22 protein-coding genes are annotated in these 25,364 nt (G+C 44.8%); 6 read left to right on the forward strand and 16 right to left on the reverse strand.

Features of this window, described 5'->3' with window-relative positions; translation table 11 throughout:
• Nucleotides 1-387 precede the first annotated feature (387 nt).
• The 11 genes from BN3769_RS09150 to BN3769_RS09200 all read right to left on the reverse strand — a co-directional run bounded on the left by BN3769_RS09150 (nucleotide 388) and on the right by BN3769_RS09200 (nucleotide 12,403).
• Nucleotides 388-1,944: a hypothetical protein gene (locus BN3769_RS09150; RefSeq protein ID WP_068469803.1), complete on the reverse strand. Its 1,557-nt coding sequence runs from the start codon at nucleotides 1,942-1,944 to the stop codon at nucleotides 388-390.
• A gap of 79 nt (nucleotides 1,945-2,023) precedes the next feature.
• Nucleotides 2,024-2,977, reverse strand: coding sequence for a ribose-phosphate diphosphokinase (locus BN3769_RS09155; protein ID WP_068469805.1), 954 nt, complete (start codon nucleotides 2,975-2,977; stop codon nucleotides 2,024-2,026).
• A complete protein-coding gene (kynU, locus tag BN3769_RS09160; protein WP_068469807.1) occupies nucleotides 2,974-4,257 on the reverse strand; it encodes a kynureninase in 1,284 nt (427 codons plus the stop codon). The genes BN3769_RS09155 and kynU overlap by 4 nt, the downstream gene beginning before the upstream one ends.
• Nucleotides 4,254-5,039: a tryptophan synthase subunit alpha gene (gene trpA, locus BN3769_RS09165; protein WP_068469809.1), complete on the reverse strand. Its 786-nt coding sequence runs from the start codon at nucleotides 5,037-5,039 to the stop codon at nucleotides 4,254-4,256. The genes kynU and trpA overlap by 4 nt, the downstream gene beginning before the upstream one ends.
• Before the next feature lies 1 nt (nucleotide 5,040).
• Nucleotides 5,041-6,231: a tryptophan synthase subunit beta gene (trpB, locus tag BN3769_RS09170; RefSeq protein WP_068469811.1), complete on the reverse strand. Its 1,191-nt coding sequence runs from the start codon at nucleotides 6,229-6,231 to the stop codon at nucleotides 5,041-5,043.
• Complete coding sequence (locus BN3769_RS09175; protein ID WP_068469814.1) at nucleotides 6,228-6,851, reverse strand: phosphoribosylanthranilate isomerase; 624 nt, start codon at nucleotides 6,849-6,851, stop codon at nucleotides 6,228-6,230. Before BN3769_RS09175 ends, trpB begins: the two co-directional genes overlap by 4 nt.
• The gene (gene trpC / locus BN3769_RS09180; RefSeq protein ID WP_068469817.1) at nucleotides 6,841-7,662 is read right to left on the reverse strand and encodes an indole-3-glycerol phosphate synthase TrpC; all 822 of its coding nucleotides are present in this window, start codon (nucleotides 7,660-7,662) and stop codon (nucleotides 6,841-6,843) included. The genes BN3769_RS09175 and trpC overlap by 11 nt, the downstream gene beginning before the upstream one ends.
• Nucleotides 7,640-8,719 carry an anthranilate phosphoribosyltransferase gene (gene trpD, locus BN3769_RS09185; RefSeq protein ID WP_068469819.1) on the reverse strand — a complete coding sequence of 360 codons (1,080 nt, stop codon included), beginning with the start codon at nucleotides 8,717-8,719 and terminating at the stop codon, nucleotides 7,640-7,642. Before trpD ends, trpC begins: the two co-directional genes overlap by 23 nt.
• Complete coding sequence (locus tag BN3769_RS09190) at nucleotides 8,716-9,924, reverse strand: amino acid permease (protein WP_079989498.1); 1,209 nt, start codon at nucleotides 9,922-9,924, stop codon at nucleotides 8,716-8,718. The genes trpD and BN3769_RS09190 overlap by 4 nt, the downstream gene beginning before the upstream one ends.
• A 251-nt stretch (nucleotides 9,925-10,175) precedes the next feature.
• Nucleotides 10,176-10,484 carry a trp operon repressor gene (gene trpR, locus BN3769_RS09195; RefSeq protein WP_068469917.1) on the reverse strand — a complete coding sequence of 103 codons (309 nt, stop codon included), beginning with the start codon at nucleotides 10,482-10,484 and terminating at the stop codon, nucleotides 10,176-10,178.
• Between the two features lie 239 nt (nucleotides 10,485-10,723).
• Nucleotides 10,724-12,403: an SEL1-like repeat protein gene (locus tag BN3769_RS09200; RefSeq protein ID WP_068469823.1), complete on the reverse strand. Its 1,680-nt coding sequence runs from the start codon at nucleotides 12,401-12,403 to the stop codon at nucleotides 10,724-10,726.
• 214 nt (nucleotides 12,404-12,617) lie between these two features.
• Here BN3769_RS09200 and BN3769_RS09205 point away from each other — a divergent pair, with 214 nt between their 5' ends.
• Both BN3769_RS09205 and BN3769_RS09210 read left to right on the forward strand, forming a co-directional pair.
• A complete protein-coding gene (locus BN3769_RS09205; protein ID WP_068469825.1) occupies nucleotides 12,618-13,703 on the forward strand; it encodes a hypothetical protein in 1,086 nt (361 codons plus the stop codon).
• A 248-nt stretch (nucleotides 13,704-13,951) separates the two neighbouring features.
• Nucleotides 13,952-14,470 carry a hypothetical protein gene (locus BN3769_RS09210; RefSeq protein ID WP_068469827.1) on the forward strand — a complete coding sequence of 173 codons (519 nt, stop codon included), beginning with the start codon at nucleotides 13,952-13,954 and terminating at the stop codon, nucleotides 14,468-14,470.
• A 54-nt stretch (nucleotides 14,471-14,524) separates the two neighbouring features.
• On the opposite strand, the gene BN3769_RS09215 is transcribed toward BN3769_RS09210, so the two are convergent.
• Complete coding sequence (locus BN3769_RS09215) at nucleotides 14,525-15,235, reverse strand: DsbA family protein (RefSeq protein ID WP_068469828.1); 711 nt, start codon at nucleotides 15,233-15,235, stop codon at nucleotides 14,525-14,527.
• 581 nt (nucleotides 15,236-15,816) lie between these two features.
• On the opposite strand from BN3769_RS09215, the gene BN3769_RS09220 reads away from it, so the two are divergent.
• The gene (locus BN3769_RS09220; protein ID WP_068469831.1) at nucleotides 15,817-17,223 is read left to right on the forward strand and encodes an alanine/glycine:cation symporter family protein; all 1,407 of its coding nucleotides are present in this window, start codon (nucleotides 15,817-15,819) and stop codon (nucleotides 17,221-17,223) included.
• A 96-nt stretch (nucleotides 17,224-17,319) separates the two neighbouring features.
• Here the strand turns inward: BN3769_RS09220 and BN3769_RS09225 are convergent, their stop codons facing one another.
• On the reverse strand, nucleotides 17,320-18,222 hold the full coding sequence (locus tag BN3769_RS09225; RefSeq protein WP_228840664.1) for a DUF4268 domain-containing protein: 903 nt from the start codon (nucleotides 18,220-18,222) through the stop codon (nucleotides 17,320-17,322).
• Nucleotides 18,223-18,500: 278 nt separating this feature from the next.
• Nucleotides 18,501-19,007: a Dps family protein gene (locus BN3769_RS09230; protein WP_068469833.1), complete on the reverse strand. Its 507-nt coding sequence runs from the start codon at nucleotides 19,005-19,007 to the stop codon at nucleotides 18,501-18,503.
• A 148-nt stretch (nucleotides 19,008-19,155) separates the two neighbouring features.
• Here BN3769_RS09230 and BN3769_RS09235 point away from each other — a divergent pair, with 148 nt between their 5' ends.
• Both BN3769_RS09235 and BN3769_RS09240 read left to right on the forward strand, forming a co-directional pair.
• Nucleotides 19,156-20,352, forward strand: coding sequence for a cupin domain-containing protein (locus BN3769_RS09235; protein ID WP_068469836.1), 1,197 nt, complete (start codon nucleotides 19,156-19,158; stop codon nucleotides 20,350-20,352).
• Nucleotides 20,353-20,669: 317 nt separating this feature from the next.
• A complete protein-coding gene (locus BN3769_RS09240) occupies nucleotides 20,670-21,683 on the forward strand; it encodes an esterase/lipase family protein (protein ID WP_068469838.1) in 1,014 nt (337 codons plus the stop codon).
• A gap of 9 nt (nucleotides 21,684-21,692) precedes the next feature.
• Here the strand turns inward: BN3769_RS09240 and BN3769_RS09245 are convergent, their stop codons facing one another.
• Nucleotides 21,693-22,154 (reverse strand): nucleotide triphosphate diphosphatase NUDT15, encoded by a 462-nt coding sequence (locus BN3769_RS09245; protein WP_068469840.1) that lies wholly within the window; start codon nucleotides 22,152-22,154, stop codon nucleotides 21,693-21,695.
• A 537-nt stretch (nucleotides 22,155-22,691) separates the two neighbouring features.
• On the opposite strand from BN3769_RS09245, the gene BN3769_RS09250 reads away from it, so the two are divergent.
• Nucleotides 22,692-23,927 carry an MFS transporter gene (locus tag BN3769_RS09250; RefSeq protein WP_068469842.1) on the forward strand — a complete coding sequence of 412 codons (1,236 nt, stop codon included), beginning with the start codon at nucleotides 22,692-22,694 and terminating at the stop codon, nucleotides 23,925-23,927.
• 4 nt (nucleotides 23,928-23,931) lie between these two features.
• Here the strand turns inward: BN3769_RS09250 and BN3769_RS09255 are convergent, their stop codons facing one another.
• Nucleotides 23,932-25,362: a phytoene desaturase family protein gene (locus BN3769_RS09255; protein WP_068469844.1), complete on the reverse strand. Its 1,431-nt coding sequence runs from the start codon at nucleotides 25,360-25,362 to the stop codon at nucleotides 23,932-23,934.
• Nucleotides 25,363-25,364 lie beyond the last annotated feature (2 nt).

A 25,364-nucleotide genomic window follows, 5' to 3' on the forward strand; every position in this document is an offset into this window, starting at 1 on the left:
TGCTCTTGCGCAACCGAATTAACCATGCATAAATAGTAGCCGTAAAGGAAGGCAATTGCTCCCCTTACGACTACTACTCTGCACAGTTAGTGCTGCTGAGAAAGTAATTTTAATCTAGGTAGAAACTAAATACATCAGAGGCGAACCTATTGTACTTTTCCCTTGTTAAAGGCCAATAAAGGAAAAGCAAAGCAATATGCAATGATAAGGACTAATTAGGCTCATTTGGGAGTGAGCTGAATTGAAGCAATTTAATCAACAATTGTCAATAAATTATTTTAAATTTTTAATTTTCTCCCGATAAAAGCATAACCGGGCAGCTTAGCCTTATTGATTACCTATGCCAGATCAAGGCATGCCAAGTTCCATGGAGAAAAGGCTATCTCGCTAAAATTGAACGATCTTATCGTATTTGCCAAACGGCTTTCTAAGATCAATATTCAAATTGGTCGCCTCATCTGCATTTAAAACTGAATGTATGAGTCCTTTTTGCTGCAGCCAAGGGAGCAAGTGATCTGCAATTTCAAAGAAATGCTGACCAATTGTTTTTTTATAATTGCTATCTACTGTATGATAATCCATCGTCAATCTCCATTCCCTCGCTTGCTTCAAGTCGGTCCGCATTTCTCCCTGCTTCATCAATACTTCATTAATGTCGGATAAGATAGCCCGATAAAGTTCTCTTTTCTCCTCTTCTATGTCTAGTAAATCCACTTGCATGAGATCAACGGCAGGCGTTTCAGCCGTCACGCCTCTTGCTCGATGAAAGGCTTCTATGCTTTCATTGCGCCGATTGATCTCCTGAGCTTTAGCCCTGGCCTCTTCTAAAGCCGGACGCATCGCCTCAAAGTCCTCAGAAGAGAGATGTTCTTTTGCTATTGAATAAATCAACTCGGCATAACGCGGACAACATCCCATTAAACCAGGCGTAGGACTCCCCCACCCATTGCCTTCACCCCAGCCAATCAATCCGCCCTTACTGCCAAACTGATCGTGAGGCTCCAAATCAATCAAGAGAACGCGCCATACTTCGCCCATATGGATTAAGGGTATGTTATCCCATTTGACGTCGGCAAAGCCTGTCTTACAGATCAAGATGGCAAGCTGCCTGACAATGTCTTCCAATTCGCTTTCATGATTAGTGAATGCTATTTGCTGCGCATGTTTGCCATGCTTAATGTCATATTTCCTTTCGGCTACTATATTAATTGTCTCCTCTCCTGCAGATATCTCGAGCAACGAGCAATCGGGCACAATCAAACGCTGAAGATTGTTTTCTCGGCAGACCTCTTTTGCTTTAACCATAGCTTGATACCTATCCCGCATTTTATCGCTCGTATAGCTAAGCTTAAAAATGACTCCCGGAAAGGGATCCAGTTCAAAAACCGGAATATTCAGTCCATAGTACTTAACAGCAATCTCCTCTCCATCTATGCGGATAGCAGGCTTCCTTTGCCGTAAAGCTTGCCTATTTTCTTCTGAAAAACTTTTTAACAGCAGCTCTTGCTCGTCAGGGCCGAAAGATATGTCACCTCTAAAAGCTAACGTCAGTTGATTTAAATCTTGCCTGATGCAATCCAAAGCACGGTTGACTAAGACCCTTGAATCAACAAACCCTAGCCCTTGGAAATAGTTGCGAATGGCAGATAGGAAAGTTATAAAAATCCTTTTCAATAGAAAACAAGAGCGTTTCTGCTCTACTCTGGCTTTCAGCTGCAAAAGGGAAGATTTAAGCTGGACTTTTTCTTCTCGGGAATAGGCATTCAAATACTGCTGGGCATATTTTGCTATCTGCCCGCTAGGCATCCTCGAGCAATTGGCAGGAATAGAATTCGCCGAGCAAACTGCAAATTGATGGCCGCTCGCATACATAGACTGAGAAATAACAGGAGCGTCCTGAAAAGTTTGATTCAATGTAGATAAAAAGCTGACAGAAGATACCATAATAAACTTTATTAATAGATTAACAACAAAAAAATAAAGTAAACATTTTAAATCATAGATTTATTAAAATCCATCTATTTTAAATTAAACTCATCGCATAACCTGGCCTGATATAATCATCCAGCAATCCTTTGATTGCCTCTGCGATCAAGGAAGCGATCGAAAGGACCGCCACCTTTTTAGAATGAGAGAAGCGATTAAGCATAGGAACGGTATTGGTCATAATCAAAGACGTTAAAATGCTGTCTTCTATGTCCTTGATGGCATCACCTGCGCAAATGCCATGCGTCACAGCAGCAATCACGTTTTTTGCTCCTTGCTGCCGGCATAATTGCGCTGCAGCGACAAGCGTTCCGCCTGTTGAACACATGTCATCGGCCAGCAGGACATGCTTGCCCGCTACATTGCCAATCAATGTCATTTGTACGTCGAATGCCGTTGTGCGCTGTTTTTCGATAATCGCCATCTCTATCCCCAACAGCTTAGCCATTTTTTTAGCAACCTTTACGCTTCCGATGTCTGGAGCGACCACAATGCCATCCTTCCCAAGCATTTGCCTGGCTTGGGCAGCCAGCAAGGACTGGCAAGACAGATGATCGACAGGCACTTCAAAAAATCCCTCAAGCTGGCCGGCATGCAAGTCCAAAGTGATCAGGCGTGACATGCCGGCGACTGCTAGCATGTTAGCCACGAGCTTAGCGGTAATGGGAACGCCGGGCTTGTCCTTGCGGTCTTGCCGGCAATAGCCAAAATAAGGAATGATCGCCACAATGTTTTTAGCGGATGCCCGCTTGAGCGCATCGATGAGGATGAGCAGCTCCATTAAATAGAAATTGGGATTCAAGGCCGTCGATTGCAAAACGAATACGTCGCGCCCTCTTACCTCTTCTAAAATTTCCACTTTGGTTTCTCCATCGGGAAACTGATCGAGGGATAGGCGTCCCAATGGGATGGCTAAGCAACGGCTTATTTCTTCTCCCAAAACGGTATGCGAAGAGCCGCAGAATAATAAAGGGCCTCTATAATAGCTCATTGTAAGTCTCCTAAAAGATCTAGCAGGCGTGAAACGCATGCATAAATCTCGCTAAAAGTATTGTAAAGCGGCGAAGGAGCCAGCCTGATCATATCGGGCTGCCTAAAATCGCAAATAATTTCCTTTTCTTCCAATTGCCCAAGAAAAAATTCAGCTACAACCGGCATGCGTAAAGTCAGTTGGCATCCCCTTTCATTGGAATGCCTGGGGGTCAATAGATGGAATTGGCCCTTAGGCAACTCTTCTAGCAATTCCAATAAAAAAGCCGTCTGCAGCTTCGATTTTTCGCGCAGCCGCGCAATCCCCGCTTCTTGAAACAGTTCAAGCGAAGCTAAAAGGGGCGTGAGCGCCAAGACCGAAGGCGTGCTCACCTGCCAACTGGCAGCCCCTCCATACGGAATAAAATCTGGCTCGAGCTGCATGCGGAAGCGAGACTGCGGATCATTGCCCCACCATCCGCTGAAGCGCGGCAGGTGCTCTGCATGGTGCGAAGCGTGCACATAGGCAATTCCCGGTCCGCCCGGGCCCGCGCATAGGTATTTATAAGAGCAGCCGACGGCAAAATCGACTTCCCATGCATGCAGCTGCAGAGGAATATTTCCCACAGCATGGGCAAGGTCGCATCCGAACAAGCCCCCCTTCTCATGGACAGCTTTCGCGATCGATTCCATCTCTAGCACTTGTCCGGTAAGAAAATTGACCGGATTCAAGAAGACCAAAGCGATCGATTCTCCTTCTTTTGCGATTGTTTCCTGAATATCCTCCATCCGCAGAAGAGATTCGCCCGGGCGGGGCGCCATTATAATTAAAGCCTCTTCCGGTTTCAATCCATGAAAGGACAGATGGCTTTTAATGGCATACAAGTCCGAAGGAAACGTAGGCGAATCGATCATAATTTTACAGCGTTTAGCTGTGGGACGATAGAATGAGACCAACAGCAAGTGCAAATTGACCGTCAAGCTATTCATCAAAATAACTTCCTCTTCCTGCGCGCCTAGCAAGCCGGCCAATGGTTTCTGTAAAGAAGCAGCTAATGAGGCATACCAATTATCTGTTCCCTGGAACCAGCCCTCCACTCCTTGGCTGGCCCATTTCTGCATTTGATCTTGCATGAGTGTCAGCGCTTTGACGGGCGGAAGGCCTAAGGAATTATTGCAAAAGTAAATTTTATGCGGAGCCAAACGCCCTTCCGGAATAGAGAAATATTGCCTGAATGCCTTAAGAGGATCTTGTTCATCCAGCTGCTGGGCCTTCGCTTGGTATTTCGTTAAATTTGTCATGTCTCTTTCCTTGACCTGGGATCAATCGCTTGGGCCAACGCTTTTAAGTCAGCAGGCGATCTTTTTTCTTCCATTAATTTAACGAAGGCCGATCCTACGACAAAGCCATCGGCATGCGCAAGAGCTGCGCGGGCAGCTGATTGGTCAGCGATTCCAAAACCTGCTGCAATGGGGACCGGAATCAACGGACGCAGACGGGATAAGTGATCGGCAAAATCAGCAGCTAAGTCTTTTCTCATCCCTGTCGTTCCTTTTTGCGAGACATAATAGACAAATCCTTGCGCCATTTTGCCTATTTGCGCCAAACGCGTCGAATCGGTAGAGGGCGTTGCCAAGAGAATCGGCAGCAATTCCACTCTTTCAAGCGCTTGAAAAAAAGGATCTTGCGCGCCTGGTTGGATAGAAACCGGCAAATCAACGACTAAAACGGCATCAATCCCCGCTTCTTTGGCCTTCAGGAGGAATTGGTCCTGTTTTCTAAGCAAGGGATTATAATAGCTAAATAACACTAAAGGCGTATCGCTTAGCCTTTTCAATTGTTTGATCATTTCCAATACTTCAGCGGAAGCTGTCCTATTTTCCAGCGCTCTTTGATGAGCACGCTGGATGATGGGACCGTCGGCAATGGGATCGGAAAAAGGCAATCCGATCTCCAGGATGTCCACACCGCCTTCGATCAAAGCCTGTGCGCATGCCAGGCTATAGTCCAGCCCGCCATCCCCAGCCGTCAAATAGCCAATAAATGGCTGCCCGTTTCTAAATTTTTTTGCAATCTTATCCATCTTATTTCTCTTTTGACTCCCTTTTCTCTTGTCTTGCCTGATTGAGAATCTGCCCTAAGTCTTTGTCCCCTCTTCCCGATAAATTGACAATGACTAGGCTATTTTTTTTTAATTGGGGGGCTTGTTTAACGAGGTACCCCAAAGCATGGCTCGACTCCAAGGCGGGAATGATCCCTTCCGTCTTGGAAAGCAGATAAAAAGCGTGCAAAGCCTCCTCATCCGTTGCAATCTCATAAGAAGCCCGTCCGGATTCATATAGCCTAGCATGGTCAGGGCCAACGGCGGGATAGTCCAGTCCAGCCGATACTGAATGGGTCGGCAAAATTTGCCCTTCTTCGTCCTGTAACAAATAAGTATAGCAGCCGTGCAGTACGCCTGGGCTGCCGCCGGCAAATCGGGCAGCATGCTTGCCGGGTTCTAATCCCACTCCTCCAGCCTCTACGCCGATCAATGCCACTTTTTCATCAGGAATAAAGTGATGAAAAAAGCCGATAGCATTGGATCCGCCTCCCACACAAGCGATCATGATATCAGGCAACCCATAACCTTGCTCCAAAAGCTGCTCCTTGATTTCCAAGCTGATCACAGCTTGGAAAAAGCGCACGATCTGCGGATAGGGATAAGGACCAAGGGCCGATCCCAAGCAATAGTGCGAATGCTCATAATGGGCCGACCAATCGCGCAGAGCTTCATTAATCGCGTCTTTTAAAGTGGCAGAGCCTTGCTGGACTGCAATGACTTCTGCACCTAATAAACGCATTTTATCGACATTGGGCTTTTGCCGTTCCATGTCTTTGGCTCCCATATAGACAATGCAATCTAATCCTAAACGCGCGCAAGCTGTCGCTGTTGCAACTCCGTGTTGTCCCGCTCCCGTTTCAGCGATGACGCGTTTTTTATTTAAGGATTTGGCAATCAAGCACTGACCCAAAGCATTATTAATCTTATGCGCTCCTGTATGCAAAAGGTCTTCCCTTTTTAACAAAATGCGCGGACCATCAATCGCTTGTGAAAAACCTTTGATTTCCGTCAATGGAGTCGGCCGGCCGGCGTAATGCCTAAATAAGCCCTGAAGCTCGCTCAAAAATGACTGCCTTTTATGCAGAGCTTCCCAGGTATGGGCAAGCTCTTGAATGGGTGTCATTAAAATCTCCGGCATAAACTGCCCGCCAAATGGGTAAGGATGTGTCATTTTTTCTCCTTTGCTTCTTTAACCGCTTCAATAAAAGCCTTTACTAAAAGCGGGTTTTTTCGGACGGATTGAGGATATTCGACCCCGCTTGCAACATCTACCCCCGATGGCTGAAGCAAGCGAATAGCAGAACCGACATTATGCGGATTAAGTCCGCCGGCTAACATCCACGGCTTGTTCTTTGGAGGAGTAAAAGCCTTCCATTCAAAAGTTTGGCCTGTGCCTCCGCTTAAATGATCGTATAAGGGGTAAGCGCAGGCAGGTAGATCGTGGGGCTGGTCCAAATGACCATCGAAACCGACAGGCACGGCATAAAAAATCAAGGGATAATCACGATAAAGGCCTACCGCATCCTGTTGAGACCGCTTTCCATGCAGCTGAATCACTTGAATTTCCGCCTGTTCGCAAAGAGAGCGGATTTGATCAGCCGTTTCATCGACGAATACGCCTACAGCTAAGGCGCCGTTTAGATGAGCTGCCTGGGCAATCTCTTTCGCGCGATTGAGCGGAACGCAGCGCTTGGAGTAACTGGAAAACAGGATTCCAATATAATTAGCTCCTAAGCTGGCAGCATAACCGGCTTCTTCCGGATCCGTTAACCCACAGATTTTAATTTGCATGTTCTTCTCCTCTCATCAACGCAATGAGCGCAGCCGGATCTTTTGATTGGACAAACGCTTCGCCGACTAAAATGGCATCGTATCCCAGCTCGTGCATGCGCTTAGCTTGATCGGGAGTGCGGATGCCGGACTCTGCCACTGCAATAGCCGATGGCGGAATCCGAGGGCGAAGCTCTTCCGATCGCTTTAAATCCACCTCAAATGTCCGCAAATTGCGATTATTCACTCCAATAATTGGCGCTCCAGCCTCTAAGGTCAGCTCCAAGTCTTCCACATCATGGACTTCTGTCAGGGCCTCCAATCCCAAGCGGACAGACGCCTCAAGGAATACTTTCAATTCCTTTCCTAAAAGGCCGGCAATTAACAGCACTGCAGAAGCTCCCGCCAAAGCAGCTTCTGCCAGCTGCAAGGGATGGATGATAAAGTCCTTTCTTAAAACAGGGACAACGGCTCTGCTGCAAGAAATCTCTTGCGAAACCTGCTGCAAATCCTTCAGCGTCCCTCCAAATCCTCCCAGATCCGTTAGGACAGAAATTGCTGAAGCGCCTCCTTGGCAGTAATTTAAAGCCAATTTCGCCGGATCGACGATCTCTCCTATTTTTCCAACAGAAGGAGACCTTCTTTTGACTTCCGCAATAATTCCCAGCTTTGGGCCTTTTAAAGCGGAGGCAAATCGTCCATTTGCTTTGCGCTCCTGGCTTAAAGTTTGATGCAAAAGATTTTGCGGATCTTGATCTGCCCTTTTAATGAGAGCCTGCACCTCTTTTCTCTTCCGATTAAGAATTTGATCAAGATAAGGATGGTTGCTCATGGAACTGCTCCTGCTTAAGTTTCATTGAAAATTGCCTCCATTTTTCCAATACCTGCAGCGCCTGACCTGTTTCTAAGGCTCTTCGCGCAACGTGAATGCCCTCTTGCAGAGAAGGCGTGCGCTCGAAGACCCATAAAGCTGCCCCAGCATTGAAAATAAGGGCATCGGCAACAGCGCACTTTCGACCGGCAAAGACCTCTTTTAAAATAGCCGCATTGGCCTGCGCATCCCCTCCTTGCAGATCAGAAAGCGAACAGGAAGGCAACCCTAAAGAAAGGGGGTCTATTTCCAAGCGTTCTTTTTTTCCATTGCTAATATCATAGGCAATGGCGGGCCCTAAAGGGCTCAGCTCATCTAAGCCACAGCCATGAAAGACGAGCGTCCGTTTGCGGTTGCCAAGCTTTAAAATCACTTCGCTCACTAGTTCAAGAAGAGAGGCTTGAGCAACGCCGATCAAACTGTATTCCGCTTTGGCTGGATTGAGCAGAATGCCAAGCAAATTGCAGGCAGTGGGCAGTTTCAATCCCTTTCGAATCGGTCCGAGCTTCTTCAAGCTAGGATGGTAGTAAGGCGCAAAAAGAAAGGAAATATTTGCTTCCACCAAACAGGAGCCGATTCGATCGGGAGGAATTTCCACTTCCACCCCTAAGGCTTCTAAAACATCTGCCGCCCCACTGCGGCTTGAAAGCGACCGGTTGCCATGCTTGGCAACGGGGATGCCGCAAGCGGCAGCTAAAATTGCTGAACCCGTTGAAATGTTCACTGTATTGGCCAGATCGCCCCCCGTTCCGACTATATCAAGGACAGGGTAGGGCAAGTGTACAGGCAGAGCTCGTTTAGCAAATGCTGATAAGAATCCGATCACTTCATCTGCCGTCTCTCCGCGGTATTTCAAAATGCTTAGCAAAGCGGCAGCCTGATAAGGATTCGCTTCTTCCACTATTAAATCCATTACGGCTTCAGCCTGCTGCCTAGTCAGCTCCTTCTTCGAAAACAGAAGATGGAGATATGATTCCAGGCCTAGCAATTCCTTTCCTAAATCCTCATATGTATTCATTGGTGCCTCAGCAATAAAAAAAATAAAGACAGCAGCATCATTGCTAATATAAAAGGCTTCCCCCCTGCAACCTGATAAGGTCCTTGCAGGCGCTTGATATAGCGTCCGACAAAAACAATCAGAGAAGGAAGCAGACCGAATAGCAGCACATCGGCAAATCCCCCGGCCAATCCCAATGCCTTCAAGAAGAGGTTAGGATAGAGAAGCGTACAGACTGCCGGCGGAATAAAGACTAATCCAATGACAGCCAAATGGCTTGCCAAGCGCGAGGACGAAGATAGCTTAAGGCCATCCTTGAGGAAGTCCACAAATGAAAGCGCATTAGGCAGGAAGGACGTCAAAATTGCAAGCAGGGAAAAAACTTTTACAAATACAATGGCAAATTGAAAATGCGAGGTTTCTTCCAATAAGCCTGTGACCAATTCATTATGGCTTAAGGCTTTTTTTAGCTCGGCATAGTCTTGGCCCAAGAGTCCCAGGATGACAAAGTCCCACACAAAATAAATGAGCAGAGGAATGAAATTTCCCACTATAATAGCTATCCGGATTGCCTCTACATTTCTCTTCAAGTAATGGACAAGGCTTGGGACCAGATTTTGGTAACCGAAGCATACGAGCAAAACCGGCAAAGCGGCAACCGATGCCTTCCAATCCATGTGCGCTAAATGGGCTAAATGGACTTGCGGCAAACCAAGCGAAATCAAGGCGGCATACAGGGCAATCAATCCAAACATCAACAGACGGTTGACATAGACGATAAATTGAGCGCCGATATAGGTCATCGCGCTGACAATAGCCAAGCATAAAAGGATTCCGCATTCGCGCGGCAGCACGACAAAAGGAGGCAAAGCCGACAAAAGATTAACCAATATCCCTCCTCCCGCATCTAAGTAAGCTACGAACAAGCAATAGAAAAGAAATGTAAACAGAAAGCTCGTTACAATTTTGCTTGCCCTTCCTAAAATAGCTTGTGAAATAGACAGCAAATTGACCTTTCCCTCAAACCATAAAGTCGCCTCAAGAATTAAAAGGCCTGTTCCGGTTGTAAAAAAATAGCAAAGAATCATGGCCAGCGTAGAGGGAATCAAACCGGCTTTTGCACTTAAAACCGGAAGTCCAATCATCCCAGCCCCTGTACAACAGCCAGTTACCAATAGGGTAGCTCCCAATGCACCCTCTTTCTTGGCAAGAGCGAAACTCGTCATAAAAACCTTATCGATAAAAAATTAAATAATTAAATCCAGCATGAAGCTTCATGGAAAGCATAAAGGCTTTGATATCCATGTCGTCACGGCAGTCCCTTTCCTAAAACAGATAAGGGCTATTCAAATAAACGTATGAAAATGAATAAGGGAATTAACGGGCGATCGCCCACCAGACAGAGAAAGAAGAAGGGAACAAACAAATAGAGAGGCAAGACGCTTGAGCACAGGCGACTCTTTTCTTAAGAGAACATTCAGTCTTCATCTTTTTTACTCTTCTTATGTGATAGCAATTTTTTTAAATACTGCTTTAATTTGGGATCGATAATTTTTAACGCATTCGATCCTCTGGTAATTTGAGCAATGCTGACTTGGTATTCTTCAGCCATTTCTCTTTGCGTTAATTGCTCTTCCAATAGTCCCTTGACAATGGCATATCGGGAAGCAAGCGTTTCTCTTTCTTCAAAAGTCAAAAACACTTGAAAGAATTGATTGAGCTCTTCGGTTGAGCGCATCTTCCTGCACCACTCTAAAAACCCCCGCCATTCCTCTTCTGAGCTCATTGTCATTTCAACCTCTTTTTCTGTAATGGTACACCATTACAAAATTACATTCAAGCTTTTCTTTTTTTCAGATGTCAAATCCCTTCTTTTCAAGAGCGATTCTTAGAAGGCGTATTAAGACATCCATAATCTTAAATAGTATGATTTGTTTGCTTAGTTATAAAAATGGAAAAATTTATTGAACCAAAGGAAACACCCCTCAAATAAATTTGAGGGTGCTTGCTTATTAAAATAAATACCTAGCTTGGATTAAAACCTTGTTCACATAACGCTTCCAATTTTGCCATTTCATAAGCGTCAGGATACAAAGACTTCATCATGGCTTTTGTTGAGTAAACAAATAAATGAGTGACGGCATTCATAGCAACAAGCGCACTTGCTCTCCTTTTTCCTTGGTAAGCCAGCCTTGCACTATTTACTGCCAGTTGTCCTGCCGTTCTTAACGATGAAGGGAGAAAAGCTTTAGCAGCTAAGTTGAAGGCTGGAGAAACAAAAGAACTGACTTTTGATATAAATGGAGTGACGCTTGATTCTTTATCTAATTGGTAACGCTCAATCATTTTTTCATCTAATTGAGAGATTCCTCGTCCTGCTTTATACATAATTTTCAAATTGGATTGCGCCTCTTCCTTGCCTTGGTCTGCGGCTAATAAAAAATACTGAATGGCTTTGTCGTCTGATCGTTCCACTCCTCGTCCGCTTGCGTACAGGACACCTAGTTTAAACTGGGCATCTGCATCACCTTGATTGGCTGCTAATTGGAAATACTCCGCCGCCTTCTCATCTGATTGAGGCACTCCTCGTCCTTCCTCATACATGATTCCCAGATTGAATTGGGCATCTGTATCACCTTGATTGGCCGCTAACTGAAAATACTCGGCAGCCTTCTCATCTGATTGAGGGACTCCTCGTCCTTCGTCATACATGATTCCCAGATTGAATTGCGCCTCTACATGACCTTGATTGGCTGCTAATTGAAAATACTCGGCAGCTTTCTCATCTGATTGAGGCACTCCTTGTCCTTCCTCATACATGATTCCCAAATTGAGTTGCGCCTCTACAAGACCTTGGTCCGCCGCTAACTGAAAATACTCCGCCGCCTTCTCATCTGATTGAGGCACTCCTCGTCCATGTTTATACATGATTCCCAGATTGAATTGTGCCTCTACATCACCTTGGTCCGCCGCTAACTGAAAATACTCCGCCGCCTTCTCGTCTGATTGAGGCACTCCTCGTCCTTTCACATACATTACTCCCAGATTGCATTGAGCTTTTGCATGGCCTTGATTGGCTGCTAATTGATAGTATTCGACAGCCTTCTCATCTGATAAAAAGACACCTCGCCCTTGCTCATACCTGGTTCCCATATGGAATTGCGCTTCCGCATGGCCTTGATTAGCCGCTAATTGATAGTATTCGACAGCCTTCTCATCTGATAAAAAGACACCTCGCCCTTGCTCATACCTGGTTCCCATATGGAATTGCGCTTCCGCATGGCCTTGATTAGCCGCTAATTGATAGTACTTGATAGCTTCTTGGTCTGATTGAGGCACTTCCTCTCCATTCGCATACATGCCCCCTAGAGTGAATTGCGCTCTTGCATCGCCTTGGTTAGCCAAGATTTTATTGGATAAAAAAGGAGAGCCATATAAAACGACACTCTTCTTTCCGCTCCAAAAGGCTTTCCATTCCTCTTTGCTCTTTTCAATAAAAGAAGAAATAATACCCAAAGAAAATATCGCATGAGCAATGGCGAAAATTCCCATCCAAATACGCTGATTGAAACGCACAGTTCGCTCTGATTTGCCTAATAAAATGTAAGTTTTCCCTGCATAATTTTTTGTCTCTTCTAATTCAGCGTTTTTTACAGGAACGGAATACTTGGAAGGAAGATAAGTATCTAAGAATTTTATTTTCATAATCAACTTTATTTTTAATAATAATTATTTAAATATTTAGAATAAATTCTACTAAAAATAAATTAATTTTTTATTAAGATTAAATATAAACACAAAAAAGAAGACAATAAGTTTAAGAAAATATTAAAGCTCAAGTTATTACATAATTGAATGAAATCAACTCTCTCTTTATGATTCCTAGGTGTTTTAATAGCGCAGTCAAATGAGGTAATAGATGAAAAAAATCATTCAATGGACGATAGGGTTTGTCCTTGGTTGTCTTCCTTGGCATTTACAAGGCTTAAATTTTATCATTCAAGATCTGGGGACATTGACAGCCGATGAAAGCTATGCCACGGCAATTAATAATCAAAATGCAGTGGTAGGCTATGCGAAGACTGGAGATCAAGTCAGCGATTTCATCTGGCAATTGGACAGCGGCTTGACCCTTCTGCCTTTTTCCTCCTCTTATCAACTGCCTTTAATTAATAATCATAATCAAGTTGCCTGCCTATTCTGGCATCGAACCAATTATTGGTTTTTTACGAATAAACGGACTAAACATGTGTATATCTTTAACCCCGATGGATCTTACCAAGATATTGGCGCTCCCAAGCAATGGAAGATGCAAGAATTAGAAGATTGGCAACAGTCTTCTGGTTGGGACAATAAAGAGCTAAAAATTTTAACGATCAATGACAAGCAGCAAATCCTGCTTGCCAATTCCCACGACCTTAACAAGGCAACGCAATTTGCCATTTGGCAAAATGGCGTCTTCCAAGATGTCGACCCCAACTTCATCAGTACCGCTTATAGCATGAACAACCAAGGCTTGATTTTAGGCAGAAGATGGATCAAAGACGACAATAGCAATATTCCCATGCTTGTCTTATACGACCCTGCTCAAGGAACCGTTACCGACATTATGAAAGACGTGAATATAGCCAGACGGGAATTAAACGACCAAGGACAAGTCATTATCTTTCAATCCATTAAGAATCAATCTATTTATAAAGGCTTTCTATGGGATCCTCAACAAGGCTTGATCGCTTTAGAGGATTTTGCCCCTTTGGCAATAAATAACTGCAATCAAATCATCGGATTTCAAATTTCAGAATTGCAAAGCCAAAAAATCGTCTCTCTTTTATGGAATCAAGGCGAAATCATTCCTTTAAATCTGCTTATTGGACTTGATCAAGCGGAATCCTTATGGAGCGAAATAGAATTTCTGACGGGAATCAATGATAATGGCTATATCATTGGACAAGGCCAATTTGACGGTAAAAGGCATGCCTTTGTTCTAATTCCTTCTGGTGATTAATCGTCTTCCCTTTTATGCAAAGGCGGTATCTTCGGCTCGCCTTTGCCCCTCTCTTCTCTTTTCTATTCTTGTTCCAAGATAAAAGTAAAAAAATATTTGATTTTTTTAAAATTTGCAGCTAATGATCAAGAAGATATTACTTTCTTAGAAAGTCATATTTACAAATTGCTAGTGGACGGGATCTGAGAGTTTCTCACCTATCAGCTCATTACGAATTTGTAAAAACACTAAATCCATAGGAGACAATCATGTTTAAATTTTCCAAATTGCTTGCCTTAGCAGCCCTTGCTTTCATGCCAAGCTTTTCTCATGCTGAAGCCTTTCACGGAATAGGCAATATCTTCACACTGGAACAATTTGCAGGAAACTACGCTTCAACCAGTCAATCATCCGGGGGATCGTTGACACCTAGCTCAAGTGTCTCACAATACACTTATGATGATGCCGGACATGGCGTAGTCAATTTTTTTAGCTCTTCTGCTTTTTTAGGATCTGTCGGATCGCCATTGACAGTCCTTAGCACTAACCAAGGAAACGTTCCTCTTTTAACACGCCAGTTAACATTGACTGATCCTGTTCATGGAGCAGGCTATGTAATCACTCGTGATTTCCCCGTTCCAGGTGCTGTGACTACAGCCGATTTCGTCGCTATTAAGCGCGGCAATAGAGTCGTAGAAATTTTTGAGAACGTCACAGGCAATTCACTAGGCAGCACATTCTTCTTGGATGGCACGAATATCGTTTACAGTGTCAGACAAGGACGCTAGTTGGTCGCTCAAGAGGCATGCCGCCGACAGGCGCCTGCCTCTTCTTTTTTCAGCTTAGTTGGCGCTTGCCTGAACCGTTCCCTTCCTATTTTCTTGCAGAGGTTCTGCTCTCTTTTCTTCAGTTTGCTTGACAGGCTGCCTTAATCGCTCAATGGCATCTTCAATGACTTGCGGCTTCATTTGATCCATCTCTTCAATTTTCATTTGCTGGTGTGTTCTTAAATTATAAATCACAATTGTAGGCACTTGAGAGACCTTTAAGCTTTTAATGAGGCTGTCAAATACTGTTGTTGCCACTTTAGCCAAATCGTCATTGATAGGCTCAAGCGTCAAATTGTTCTGTTCTAAGGCTTCTTTAACATTCACTTCTGACAGCTTAGGAGTGGCGGTTGCTAATTGAAATAAGGCTTGGCGAAGCTTAAAATAAGACTCAAGAGTCTTATCCTTCCTTAAAAGAAAGGACTCATTGGCACGGGTCAGCGATTCAGTCGCAGGGGCAGGAATATCCACAAAATAAAGCTTAGCTTTTTTAATAAGATCGGGGGCAAACGGTTTTAGAACGGCATCGAGCTTGGCGCAATTTGCACACTGCCAATCCGTGAACACGTAGACTTCCGTATCCAGTTGAATTTCGCCAAATGCCATGGCTAAGCGGGTTTGATAAATTTGCCACAGCTCGCGAGGAAAAGCAAAAGACAAACAGCATGCGCTTATCAGAAAGAAAAAACTTTTCAATATCCATCGAGAGGAAGGTTTTGGACTCATAAATATCTTCTCCGTTGATTTTATAGGATGTGACAAAGATCTTCCTTCATGGATAATTTTGAGATTCAAGTCAATAGAGGAAAGGAAAAGAGCCTTGCAATTATTTCAATTGTGTGAAAAAATCAATAGCCGTATTAGATTTAAATATATAAACGTTTTTTTAAAGTTGATTGTATGATTGGATTGTCAATAAAATTTTTTTTAACCTTTAAAGGAGATTTCCTTATGTGTATGGCGGCATCCCTATCCCTATCAAAGAAAATGAATAGCCTTCTTTCCATCCTCGTCTCCTTCCAGCAATGCAATTCTAATTGCAATCAACAGAATTAATCCCGTTTTTCCCTTTTATTTTTACATTATTTACCTTTAAGCCAATGCCAGGCTAAAGATCTTTGAATTAAGCTGATCAGAAAAGCTTAGTTTTAAAGAAGTAAACGCGTTTATGAGAATTCCAAGTGCTTGATTTATTTAATGTTAAGCATTTGCATTAGAGGGTATATTAAACCTCAAATCTAGACATTAGCGGTTTTAATCCCTCTTAGGGCTATAACACAATATTTAAGAATTGATTAGGTATACGTATGTTTGCTGAAATAACTATCGAAAGGATAGTTGATTATATTTTATTTTTTTCCTGCCTGTTTATTTTATTTGGCAGCTTATTTATCTCTTTTAAAATGCGCTTCGTACAGCTTCGGCTTTTTCCGACACTGTTTAAAATGTTGACGGCATCTGTGCTAAAAAGCAACCAAAAGGAGGGAGCTTATACGATCCTTCCCTACCGAGCTCTTTTCACTGCCATGTCTACAACCATTGGAATTGGCACGATTGTCGGCCCTGTCATTGCCATTCATTGGGGAGGACCGGGTGCTTTATTAGGCTTCCTCTTAACGGCTTTCTTGGGAAGCGCGGCGACCTATACAGAAGTGAATTTATGCATTAGATTTAGAAAGAAACTCGAAAATGGCCAAATTCAAGGTGGACCGATGCAGTATCTGCAAGCCATTTTGTCCCCTGCCGCCGCTAAATGGTATGCTTTAATTGGATGCCTCCTCATGACAGCCTGGTCTGCCGCTCAAGCAAACCAGTTGGCCGCTATTTTAGATTCCCCTCTTCTGGGCGATTACCGCATCCCGACTGTCTTTTCAGGAGCCTTTATTTCCCTCTTAGTTTTAGTGACCCTGATGGGCGGCATCAAGCGCGTCAGTTCGCTTTCTTCCAAACTCGTTCCACTGATGTTTACCCTTTATATTGGCTCGAGCCTATGGATCATTGGAGCGAACATCGACCAATTCGGAGCAATCTGCCAGACAATCGTCTCCTCAGCCTTCCAGCCTTATGCGATGGCAACCGGCGCGCTGGTGGGGGGATTTATCAGCTCTATGCGTTGGGGTGTATTTAAAGGCACGCAAGCAACAGAGGCCGGCGTAGGCACGCAGACTATTCCTCACTCGATGGCCGAAACAAAAGACTCCGTTGCGCAGGGAACACTAGCCATGCTTTCTACTTATACCTCGGGCTTGATTTCTTTTATCTCCGGATGCGTGGCTTTGATGACTGAAACCTGGCAAGATCCAGAGCTTCCTTTGGGAATCAGCATGGTCGCCGCTTCATTCAAGCAATATTTTTCCCATTATGGCGTAACCATTGTGGCCATTAGCACGTTCCTCTTTGCCTTCGGAACGATTTTGGGGAACAGCTACAACGGCAGCCAATGCTTAGGATATTTGACGGGAAACAAAAGCATCCGCTTGTACTATATCGTAACGGCCTGTGTCATTTTCATAGGCACTATTTCAGGTGTGAAAACGGTCTGGTCGGTCATTGATATCGGTTTGGCCTTTTTGGTCATCCCTCATATGAGCGCCTTAGTCCGCTATGTGTCCAAGCGATCCGGTGAAATTTTAGGTGTCTCTTCTCCTTCTGTCGAAGAGAACGCTCCTGTCCGGCCGGCGTATCTGGCAGAAGAGACAGCCATCAACACCTAAAAACCAGCTTTTTAGGACACTATCGATCTATTCTTTTCGTGAATTAGTCTTGCATGCAAGACTGATTCACGATTAAGAGAATATTAAAACCCATCCCTACAGATTCTTCACGCGATGGGCGAAGACATGCCAAAATCTTTCGAGATAATGTTTGAGCCATTCATGCTGCCTCTCCCATTCCTCTTTTTTAAGGAAATTGGCAGAGCGCGTAGAAAGGATAATGCGCGAAGCGGTTTTTTCAGGAAGTTCCATCCACTCGAGCGGATGGCCAAGCTCGTCTTCAATGTCTTGCTTTTGATTGTAAAGCGAATTGAAGAAAATTTTAGCATTAATATCCCGAAGATATAGCTCGACAGCAATGGATTTTTTTTGAGAGTTCACAGAAGCCGATAGATGCATGCCCGATCGTCCGATCGCAAAATTGATCCAATGCTGCGGCTTGGCTTTTTGAGGGCGAACAATAGAGTCTTTATCACGCAAATAATGGCTTAATCGCTGCCAATACTCCAACTGAATTTTTCTTGTTTCCGTCAAGTCTTCGAAAGAGAGCTTATTAGCCGCACTGGCCACTTGCTGGCTCCAATTGTTGGGCTTGGCCACCAAGTTAAACTTCGGCGCAGGCAACGATTCCCCGATCGACCACAATTCAATTTCTAAACCGAAAAAGTGGAAACGCTCGTCGGTGATCTCATTCAGCCAATCTAAAGTCGCCCGATGCTCTTCTGTAAAATGGCCAGCAACCCAAATGATGGCAAGCGCTTTAAGTCCGGAGGCATAAGTGAGGACTTGCCCTAAATGCTTATGGTCGGTCGCCTCTAACTGATTTTCGATCAATACCCAGCGGTCGGTATTTAAATCTTTACACAAAATATCAGCGCGAAAAGGACCGACATCTTTCTCGCACACCTCTAGCTTTAGCTCCATGTCTAAAGTCTTGCCCAACAAAGCCAAATTGTCTTCTTGCGCCAGCCAAGGAGTAAAATCTTGCGCTTCGGACATCCAAATTGTCCTAAGATCAATTTTTCTAAGAGTAGATAAACGGCATTTCTTCATATCATTCAAAGGGTTAGGAACAAATAAAAGAATTATAAGGGGCTGGATCGTTTTCTGTTTAGTAAAATTAAATCGCAAAGGAAAAGATAGAGAAGACAACAGGAAAAGACACCTATTTTAGCAGTAAGTTGTTGCAAGAAATAACATTAGCGCAGAGAAAGCCTTCGCTCCTCTGCGTAATGAGTTTGCCGTTAAATTAAAACTTAGAAGTCTTTCTGTCAAAATTAATGCGAATTGACTTGGATTTCAAAGAGGAACCAGGTGCGGCGCTCTGTCTCATCGATAAAGACTTCTAAAAAGCTGGCTGTCGCCACGTCTTCATTTTCTTCGCAAACATGATGGGCCTCGCGCATGCGGGCAGCCAAGTTTTTATTATCTTCCATCAACCGTTTTACCATTTCCAAAGGAGGAACAAATTCATCGTTGTCGTCTTGAACATTTTGCAGCTGGCTAATATGGCCAATCGAACGGATCGTCGTCCCGCCCAATTTGCGCACACGCTCAGCCAACACATCGATCATAGCAAAGATTTGATCGGCCTGCTCATCAAAAAGGAGGTGATAGTCCCGGAAGTGATGCCCCGAGAGATGCCAATGAAAATTTTTTGTTTTAACGTAAAGAGCAAAGGCATCAGCCACTAAAGGATTAAGCGCTTCCGCCACGGCTTTGCCGGCTTGTTCCCCTAACGTATTAGGTGTACTAAGTTGAGAAGAATTAGCAATGGCTTTCATTTTCGCCTCCTAATAATAATTTTTTGGAATTATTTCATTCATAGCATAAAATAAATTTTAAAAGAATTTTTTCATTTCTTTGTCATCCCTCATTTCTTTTTTGTCCCCAAATGAGGATTTTGCCCGCTCTATTAAAAAAGGAAAAACTATGAAAAAGTCCACTGAGCCCTTACCAACCGGAAATCCGGATAATGAGAGAAGAGGATTCGATCTTGCGGAAATCAACCCGGAAAGCGCAACGGACCCCGGTCCAAAAAATCCTTTAGAGAGGGATTTAGCTCCTTCTTCCGAGATGCCTCCTTCAACCGACCGGGGTGACGTTCCAAATTTTTGGTTTCCCTTTTCACGCTCCAACAAACGCCTGCAAGAGGGCGGATGGGCAAGGCAAGTGACTGTCAGCGATCTTCCCATTTCGACCACCATTGCAGGCGTCAATATGCGCCTTATCGCAGGCGCTATTCGAGAAATGCATTGGCATCAGGCATCCGAATGGGCGATCATGCTCTATGGCCATGCGCGCATTACCTGCATCGATCCTCAGGGAAGGAGCTTTGTCAATGATGTAAAAGAGGGAGACTTATGGTATTTCCCTTCCGGTTATCCTCATTCTATTCAAGGACTGGGACCCGACGGATGCGAATTTCTGCTCATCTTCGACGATGGGCAATTTTCTGAAAATGAAACATTTTTGATCAGCGACTGGATGGCCCATACTCCCGTTGATATATTGGCAAAAAATTTCGGCTGGACTCCTTACGACCTTAATAATATCCCTCAAAGGGAATTGTATATTTTCCCGGGCACCGTGTCGAAGTCTTTAGAGGAAGATATCCAATTGGCAGCAGGCCCTGCCGGCAGCGTTCCACAATCGTTTTCTTATTCCTTATACGATCAAAAACCCAACGTATCTAATCAAGGAGGAGAGGCGCGGGTTGTCGATTCCAACAACTTTCCCATTTCCACACAAATCGCCGCCGCCTTAGTCACGCTGTGCCCAGGCGCCATGCGCGAGCTGCATTGGCACCCCAATGCGGATGAATGGCTTTATATTATTAGCGGCAAGGGGCGCATAACTGTCTTTTCTGCCGTCGGGCGTGCCCGCACCATGGATTTTGGAGCAGGCGATGTGGGCTATATTCCCAAGTCAATGGGCCACTACATCGAAAATACAGGCGATACTGATATGCGGTTCTTGGAAACTTTCAAAAGCAGCTACTATGCAAGCATTTCTCTTGCCGAATGGATGGCCCTTACTCCACCAGAGCTCGTAGAAGCCCATACCAATATAAAAGCCGACTTGCTTTCAAAAATCCCCAAAAAGCAGGTTGTCATTGTACCGGAATAAAAGCTTTGCTTTTTTTAAAATAAATCGTTAAAGAAAAGGCATTCCAAGAAGGTTTCTTAAAACTCATAATGGCCTAGATTTGAGATTATTTTCTCCTAGGAAAAAAGACTCGAGTCCATGCCAGGAGCAGTTTTAAGAAATCCTTTAAGAGATGATCATCGAATTCATAACGGCCTGGATAAAAATTCTTTCCTCACAGCTTGCTTCCTAGAACGGAAATAATCCTGACTATAGACAATTAACAATTCGATAGTAGTTTTAATAATTGATAAAACAGGTTATAATTTTCTCATCATTATTTTCTTTAAGGAGAAAAAATGACGCCATTTCTCAATGCTTATCTTAATCCCCAGACGACTTCGCTTACCATTGAGAATCCCCCTTCTTTTCGATCGTTTGCGTCCACTGCTGAAGCGATGGTCCAATTTACAGTCCAACAAGTGTGGCGCTCTTTGACCTCTCCCGAACCAAGACCGCTCAAAGCGATAAAGATCACATTGGGCATTCCCTTTTATTGTGCCTTAACGGCCATGTCAGTGATGATTGTGGCATCGACAGCGCTAGCCCATTTCCTCTTTTTGCCTGTCATGCTGCGCAAAGCAAGCTTTGCCCTTTATCTGCAGTCATCGCTTTTAGAGTTATTAGCGCTCTTTCCCCTTATTTTAACGAATGCCATGCAAAGGCCTCAGCCATCCCCAAATAGTTTGTCCTCTTCATCCCCTCCTATTTTGTTCGTGCATGGCTATCTCCACAATGGGACTGGAGGACTTTTCCATGCTGCCCAGCTGGAAAGGAAAGCACGGGAAGAGGGGCTTCCTCTAGGAGCCTTCTATTCAATCGATCTGCCTACCCCCTTTCATAGCATAGAAACACATGCTCAGCAGGTAAAGGAAAAAGTTGAGGACATCATCCGCGCCACTGGGCAAGCGCCTATTTTAATTGGCCACTCTATGGGAGGGCTCGTCTGCCTCAAATGCGCTGAAAGCTGCGCTGATGAGCAAATCAAAGCCATTATTACTCTGGCCTCTCCTCTTAAAGGAACTCCGCTCGCTTCTGTTGGAATCGGAAAAGACGCGGAAGAGATGCGCCTGAACTCTTCCTTTGTTCATGCTTTGCAACAGAATGATTCGGATGCCATCAAGGCCCGTAGCTATCACATGGGAAGCCTAACGGATCTTATTGTTCCGGATTTTTCGGCCCTTCCCGATTACTCGACGCATTTCCAATCGCTGTTTGCATATGGCCACACGACATTTTTGTATTCGCAGAAAGTCAATAGCCAAATTTGGAAGATCTATAAAAATTACCTTCCCTGCCATCCTTCTGCATAAAAATCAATTTCATTTGGGGATAGCAAGGGAAAGAGCAGACTTGGACAGCTCATTCAAATAATTCATTCCGACTTTTTCGATGAGGGATTCAATCGGCTTAAAAAGCGGCTGAGGCAAACAAGCCCATTCAAACCAGTCCCAATTTTCGCATTTATGCGGCTCTAAAACAACCGGATGCCCGGAAAACTCTGTCACAAACATAAAGAGCGTGACATAATGCTTGCACCCATCGATCATGTCATTTGTCCAAGGACCTGGAAGGATGGAAAGCGGCTTCAATCCCGTTTCTTCCTCTAATTCACGGACAACACAATTTTCCGGCGTTTCATTGAATTCTAAATGCCCGCCCGGAAAGGCCCATTGCCCCTCTCCATGGGAACCTTTTCGCTTGCCAAGCAGCACCCTTCCCTCTTTTAGAACAGCGACACCCACTCCAATTTTTGGACGTTCCGCAATCAAATTCGCCTGCATGCCCGCTCACCTTAATAAGATTTAAATATCATTCCATCTAGCTTACCAAAACGCCTTGTTTCGGTATAAACTTAAATGAAAACGCGTTGCAAATGCAAAATTGAATTCTTTTAATAAAATTGTTATTAAAAAATAATTTAATGGACAATAATACAAAAAACATGTTAACCTTTAAGTCCAAAGGACCCCAATAAGGAGTTTAAACTATGTTTTACATGAGTTCTATGCAAATGTCTGCGCCGTCAACGCCCTCGTCTTGCCCTCATATGACTCTCTCCTTGTCTCTCCTTCGTCCCCTTCTCCTTCTTAGCCTATAAGGCTGGATTCTCCTTATTTGCCCATTTTCTTATCAATGACTTCTCAAAATTAGCTGCGATTGAATTCTGGATGTTTGATAACAGTAGGCCTTTCGATTGCTTTCATTGATGAAGACAATTGCGTTAATGCAAAATTTCCTTCCGCATTCCGACAAGCTGAGAAGCGGAAAGACAAATGAAAAATTAGTTTGAAATACACTTGAAAAGCGAGTTAATAAATATGTTTAATTCACGCATGATGGCATGGATGGTTTGGATTATTGCCTCTGTCTTTTATGCCTACCAATATATTTTAAGAGTCATGCCCAATATTATGATGGGCGATATCATGCAGCATTTTGATATTGGCGCTGCGACATTCGGCCAGTTTTCCGGCGTTTACTATATCGGCTATTCTTTGATGCACTTGCCTATCGGCATTATGCTTGATCGCTATGGCCCAAAGAGAGTCATGGCAGGCTGCATTGTGCTGACCGTGATAGGCCTGCTGCCGCTGTTGTTCTCCGACCACTGGATTTATCCCATTGTGGGAAGAGCTTTAATCGGCATAGGATCGTCTGCCGCAATCTTAGGCCTATTTAAAATCATCCGCATGGCCTTTAGCGAGAAGCGCTTCTCTCGGATGCTGAGCTTATCCGTAACCATCGGCTTAATCGGAGCGATCTATGGAGGCGCACCCGTTAGCTATATGCGCGACGTATTAGGCTACCAAGCTGTGATCCAATTCTTTGCTATTGCCGGAATTGCCTTAGCTGTTGCCACTTTTTGGATTGTTCCGGACATCAAGAGTAGTGAGCAGACAGCAGTGATGGCAGATATCAAGGAAGTCTTGGGAAACAACCGCGTGATTTTTTCCTGCCTTTTTGCAGGTTTAATGGTCGGCCCCTTGGAGGGATTTGCAGATGTATGGGGAACAGCCTTCTTAAAGCAAGTCTATGGATTTGACGGAACATTGGCCAGCAGCTTGCCTTCCATGATTTTCATTGGCATGTGCTTTGGCGCTCCCTTGTTAAGTTTAGTCGCCGAGAAGACGGGCAACTATTTGGGAACCATTATCGGTGCCGGGATCATCATGGCCGCAAGCTTTTTCGTCTTGCTGATCTGGCGTCCCTCGGCAAGCTCCATCAGCTTTAGCTTTGTCTTAGTGGGCATCTGCTCTGCTTATCAAATCTTGGCAATCTATAAGGCTTCGACTTATGTACGCGAAAATGTAGCTGGTTTAACGACAGCTGTTGCGAATATGATCATTATGACGTTCGGCTATGCGTTCCATACAGCCATTGGCGGAATGGTCAATGCCATGGGAGGGCCTCAGTCTTCTCAAGCTTTGACTTATGGCATAGCTGTCATCCCCGTTGCTCTTTGCTTGGGAAGCGTGGGCTTCACTGCCTTATTCTTCAAAGATAAAGTGCAAAAGCCTGCCCAACCTATTGCAGCTCAAACTGCGCCTAATTGATCGCTTAGCGAAAGCATGTCTTCAAGGCCGATTGTGCGGCGTAATAGCCGCACATGCCATGTACCCCTCCGCCAGGGGGGGTAGAAGACGAGCAAATAAAAAGATTGGGGACAGGTGTGGCATAAGGATCAATCAGCGATACCGGCCGTGAGAAAAGTTGACCCAAGTCCTGTACCCCTCCATTGATATCCCCTCCAATGCAATTGGCATTATACGCTTCCATCTCAAGGGCGGAACGCGTGCTGCGCGCTAAGATGCAATCTCTAAAGCCGGGTGCGAACCGTTCAATTTGCGATTCTATCTGTTCTGCCATGTCATCGCTTGAACCATGGGGAACATGGCAATAGCCCCAAGCCGTTTGCTTGCCTACCGGTGCACGGGAAGGGTCAAACAAACTTGGTTGGGCAATGAGAACAAAAGGTTTTTCCGATCGCTTTCCCTCCCATGCATTTCGCTCCGATAGGCCAATTTCGTTAAATCCTCCTCCTACATGCACGGTTCCCGCACGCAAGCATTCCTTTGCTTTCCAAGGAATAGGATCGCTAAGCGCCCAATCCATTTTAAATACGCCGGGACCATAGCGGTACTCTGCCAGCTTCTTTCTATATTTATCGGGAAAGCGGTGCTTGACAATCTTTGATAATTGCCTGGGAGTGACATCAAAAAGAATTGCGCGGGAAGCGGGCAAATCGTCCAAATCTTCAATTGTTGAATCCGTTAAGATTTCTCCCCCAAGAGAAAAAAAATAAGAGGCCAGCGCATCGGCAAATTTTTGCGTGCCTCCACGAGGCAGCGGCCATCCGACAGCGTGTCCCAAAATGCCAAGAACCAACCCAAAGGCCGCTGTCAAAGAGCGTTCCAGCGGCAAAATGGAATGCGCCGCAAGCCCGGCAAAAAACGCGCGCGCCTGCTCGGCTTTAAACCATTTATTTATTAAATGATCGGCTGATCGAAGGCCTAACAGGCCGAAGCGGCCTAAGAGGAAGGGATGATGAGGAAAGTGCAAAGGGGCGAGAATATCGATCGTCAGATCATGCCAATGCGCGACAAGCGGCCCCAAGAGGCGCTTATAGGCTGCAGCATCTATCCCCAGGGTATGGGATGTCGTTTCAATCGAACGCTCTAAAATAGCCGCCGGCCCTTCATCAAATGGATGAGCTAAAGGATAGACAGGATGAATCCATTTAAGCCCATGCTCAGCAAGAGGCAAAGGGTGAAAAAAAGGCGAGGCAAGGCCCAGAGGATGAATAGCCGAGCAAACATCATGAACGAATCCGGGAAGCGTCAACTCGGCTGAACGCATGCCCCCTCCAATCGTTTTTTTCGACTCCAAAACGACTACCGACAGTCCGGCTTGGGCTAGTGTAATGGCAGCGGCGAGTCCATTAGGACCTGATCCAACAATAACCGCATCGTAGGAAAGTCTCTTCAGCATGG

Source organism: Candidatus Protochlamydia phocaeensis, assembly GCF_001545115.1.
Lineage (GTDB): Bacteria > Chlamydiota > Chlamydiia > Chlamydiales > Parachlamydiaceae > Protochlamydia_A > Protochlamydia_A phocaeensis.